The following is a 4,108-nucleotide window of genomic DNA, read 5'->3' on the forward strand; positions in this document are numbered from 1 at the left end:
GTCGCGTACGCCGACGACGACCCCGAACAGTCGACAGCGAGAGGTTGAGATTTCGCCCGACGAGTTCCAGCGCCTGCCCGAGGACGGGCTCGCGGGGGCCGGGCTTATCGAAGCGCGACTCACGCGACTGCTGAGCGCCTAGCTGGGACACGCACCGGGGCACGCCGCGGCGTCCCGGCAGCCGTTCGGATCCGGGAAGTCTGACGGGCGCCTGAAGACCATTCGCTTACGACGCTCGCAAGGAGAGCGTGTCGGCGCCGACCGAAGCAACAGCGCGCCATGTGCGTCGCGCGATGCTCACGAGCTTGCGCAGGATGCTGCGAAGGAGTCGGATCGTCGACGATCAGGATGCGAGTGGGTCGCGCGAGAGCCGCGGCTCCTTGAGGGCAGCCGCCGGAGGTCAGGCCGCTCGATCTCGCATGCGCGATCCGTGCGGCTGCGCAGGCGAGCCTTCAAGGTCGCTCGCCAAGCGGTCGATACGTCTGGGTGCGTGCGTATGAGCGTCGCCGCCGGCGCGGTGCCGGTCGCCCAGCGGGCAAGCCCCCGATCGGCGGCGGGACGCGCGGCTTGACCGTGCGTGTCCGCCTGTCGGCGACGCTGTGGGTCATAGCCCTGCTGACGCTCGGGGTGCTCGCTGGTCTTGGGACATCGCTGCACAAATCGCAGATGGAGGCTCGACAGACCATCGAGAGCCGGTTTGCGGAGCGGGCGGCGCTCAGCGCCGCGCTCACCGAGTCGTTGTTTGCGTCGGCGACGAGCCCATCGCGGGCAACAAATGCTCGACTGTTCGGCGCCCGCCGCGTCTCCGCGACCGTGTTGGGCAGGCAGGCCGCCAGGAATCGGCTTGCGAGTCTTGTCCTCCTCAGAGCCGACGGCGCGGTCATCGCCAGATCTCCAGGTACGCCTGCCGCGACCGTGCGCGCGCTTGAGGCGAAGCCCGCGTTCGTGCGCGCGGTGGTACGCGGGAAGAGCTTTGCGCTGTCCAATGTGATGCCGGGCCGTGACGGATTCGACGCGATCCATTTTGCGCAGTCGTTCTCGACGCCGTGGGGGCGTCGCGTGCTCATCAGCGGGTTCCGGCCGCAATTGCTCTACGGGTTGCTCAGCGGATACCTGGCGCAGCTCCCAAAGACGGCCGACGGACACGCCCATGTGCTTGATGCCAACGCTGTCGTCCTCGGCGCTCAGACCGCCGACGATACGCGCCCGGGGCAGACGGTCACCGAGCGCGGACTCGCCGAGGCAGTCGCTCGCGGCCGCCAGGGCAGCTTCGGTGACGGGCGTTGGTTCGCGGCGAGCCCGGTGAAGAACTCGCCGTGGACTGTCGTGGTGAGCGCCCGCCAGAGCGCGCTCTTCGCGCCGGTGACGGGCGAAGGCAGGTGGATCCCGTGGATGCTGTTCGCGGCCTTTGGCCTTGTCGCGTCGGCAGCGCTCTTTCTCGTCAGCCGCCTCGTACGCGGGGCCGCGCAGCTTCATGCGAGCCAAGAGCGCTATGCGCTAGCCGTCGCGGGCGCCAACGACGGCATCTGGGACCGCGACCTCGTCACCGGCATCGCCTACTTCTCGCCGCGCTGGAAGGCGATGCTCGGACATCAGGCAGACGAGGTCGGTGATGATCCCGACGAGTGGACGGAGCGCGTGCATCCCGATGATGTCGCGCCTCTCAAGGCTGCGTTGGACGCGCACCTGCGCGGCGATGTCGCCTCGTTCGAAAGCGAGCATCGCATGAGGCACAGCGACGGCGCGTATCGGTGGTTCTTGACCCGTGGCGTCGCGATCCGTGACCACCGAGGCAAACCGACGCGGATCGCCGGCTCGACGTCAGATATCACCGCGCGCAAGGCCGCGGAGGAATTGCTGCGCCAGAGCGCCTTGCACGACGCTTTGACAGGGCTCCCCAATCGGGCGCTGTTTCTCGATCGCCTCTCACATTCACTGCAACGCACAGTGGGCGAGCCCGAACACCGCTGCGCGGTCATGTTCCTCGATCTCGACCGCTTCAAGCTCATCAACGACAGCTTCAGCCACGCCGTGGGCGACGAGTTGCTCGTCGCACTCGGACAGCGGCTGAGGGAGGTTCTGCGGCCGAGCGACACGATCGCGCGCGGCGGCCCGGATGGGTTGATCGCGCGCCTTGGCGGTGACGAGTTCACGATCCTGCTCGAGCACCTCGACGCGGAGCATCAGGCCCCGGACATCGCCGCCCGCATCCAGGAAGCACTCAAAAAGCCCTTTCGACTTGGCGACCGCGAGCTGCTGGTCAGCGCGAGCATCGGCATCGCGATCAGCGCAGCCGGTGCAACCGCGATCGAGCTCATGCGCAACGCGGACATCGCCATGTACGACGCCAAGCGCCAGGGCGCCGGCCGCTACTCGGTGTTCACCGACGCGATGCACAGCGATGTCCTCGGGCAGATCGAGCTCGAGACCCAACTTCGAGCGCTCGTCGAGGAGCGTCGACTGCGTGTCTTCTACCAGCCGGTGGTCCAGCTCACGAGCGGCGAGATTGTCGGCTTCGAGGCGCTCGCCCGCTGGCCGGCCGGCGAAACACAGGTCGCACCGGACCGCTTCATCGCGATCGCCGAGGACACTGGGCTGATCGCCGACCTCGGCCAGCTCGTCCTCGAAGCGGCCTGCGATCGCCTTGCCGACTGGCGCCGACGCGAAATCATCCAGGCCGACGTGACGATGAGCGTCAACGTCTCCGCGCGACAGCTCGGCGATCCGGATCGGCTCGTCGCAGACGTCGAGACCGCGCTTCGTGCCAGCGGCCTTCCGTCCTCGTGCCTGCGACTGGAAATCACCGAGAGCACGGTGATCAGCAGACCCGAGCTCGCACGCCTCGCGCTTGCAGAGCTTGCACGACTCGGCGTCAAAGTCGAGATCGACGACTTCGGCACCGGCTACGCATCGCTGACCGTGCTGCAGTCCTTCGCCGGCGACACGCTGAAGATCGACCGGTCCTTCGTGGGCACGATGCACGAGGACGACGGGCACAAGGCGATCGTCTGCGGCATTGTCGCCCTCGCCCACAACCTCGGCATGCACGTCGTTGCCGAAGGCATCGAGCATCCCGCGCAGTTGGCGATTCTGCGCGCGATCGGCTGCGAATATGGCCAGGGCTTCCTGTTCGAACGCCCCATGGATGCCGCCGACCTCGAGCCGACGATCACCGGCCGGGACGGACTGAACTGCGCCGACGCAGGACCGACGATGCTCGTGTGGCCGACTCGGACTCGGCACGCGCGAGGTACGCCCATGTGACCAATGCTGTAGCTCGCTCGGTATGCCTACGAGTTCTCGTCGAACGGCAGAAAGCGCGTCTCGGGGTTGCGAAACGCCTTGAACTCGACGACGTTGCCGCACGGGTCGCTGAAGTAGAACGCGCGCGTGTCGTCCAGCGACGCAACTGGAAACGCGATGTGAAACGGCCGCAGCTCCACGCTGGTCGTCACTGTCCCACAGACGACGCTGCGCGCGAAGCGCGCGAGGGGCCGGATACGCTGGCTAACCCCACCGAATGGAGACGCCGTGAAGGAAGAAGAGCAGCCCGACGAGGTCGTGCCCGACGCGGAACCGGACGTGGCGGCGCAACCGGACGTCGAATTTGGCGAGAAGGATGAGGAGGCGCAGGCCGACGAGTGGGAGGAGGACGCGCGCGAAGGCGGCGGCTGAGCGCCGAACGCCGCGGTAGGAAGGCGCCGCGAGCCGGCACGTCGCGCCACCGTCGGGGCAACGGGGTTGGTCCCAACCGGCGTGGGTCAGGCGGCGACGCGCGGCCCGGGCAGCGAGAGGAGGACCTTGCGCTGGCCCTCCGGCGTCAGGCCCAGCGCCTCGATGCCGGCGATGACGTCGGGCCAGCGCACGGCGTAGGGATCGACGGGATCGACCGCTTCGCTGCGCGCCTGGCGCGGTTGCGCCTCGCCCTTGACCGTGGTCAGCGGCGCCGCGCGCTCGACGGCGAACTGCGCCTTGAGGGCCTTGCGGACTTGCTTCGCGGTGGCTTGTGCGCCACCCGCGTCGACCCAGATCGGCCGGCCGCTGCCGGGAGCGACCGCGCGATTCCAGCCGGCGCGCTTCAGGGCGGCGTCGACCTCCGCGCGGCCGT

4 protein-coding genes are annotated in these 4,108 nt (G+C 68.4%); 2 read left to right on the plus strand and 2 right to left on the minus strand.

Annotated features, from left to right (window positions below; translation table 11 throughout):
- Positions 1–573: 573 nt before the first annotated feature.
- Entirely contained in the window at positions 574–3,264 is a 2,691-nt protein-coding gene (locus tag V6M37_RS09290; RefSeq protein WP_332672577.1) for a bifunctional diguanylate cyclase/phosphodiesterase, read from the plus strand.
- 26 nt (positions 3,265–3,290) lie between these two features.
- Here the strand turns inward: V6M37_RS09290 and V6M37_RS09295 are convergent, their stop codons facing one another.
- Positions 3,291–3,455, minus strand: coding sequence for a hypothetical protein (locus V6M37_RS09295; RefSeq protein WP_332672571.1), 165 nt, complete (start codon positions 3,453–3,455; stop codon positions 3,291–3,293).
- 76 nt (positions 3,456–3,531) lie between these two features.
- Between V6M37_RS09295 and V6M37_RS09300 the strand changes: the two genes are divergently transcribed.
- A complete protein-coding gene (locus V6M37_RS09300) occupies positions 3,532–3,675 on the plus strand; it encodes a hypothetical protein (RefSeq protein WP_332672573.1) in 144 nt (47 codons plus the stop codon).
- An 86-nt stretch (positions 3,676–3,761) separates the two neighbouring features.
- On the opposite strand, the gene V6M37_RS09305 is transcribed toward V6M37_RS09300, so the two are convergent.
- A partial coding sequence (locus V6M37_RS09305) for a hypothetical protein (RefSeq protein WP_332672575.1) occupies positions 3,762–4,108 on the minus strand: 347 nt, incomplete at its 5' end.

Source organism: Aromatoleum sp. (assembly GCF_036675785.1).
GTDB lineage: Bacteria > Pseudomonadota > Gammaproteobacteria > Burkholderiales > Rhodocyclaceae > Aromatoleum.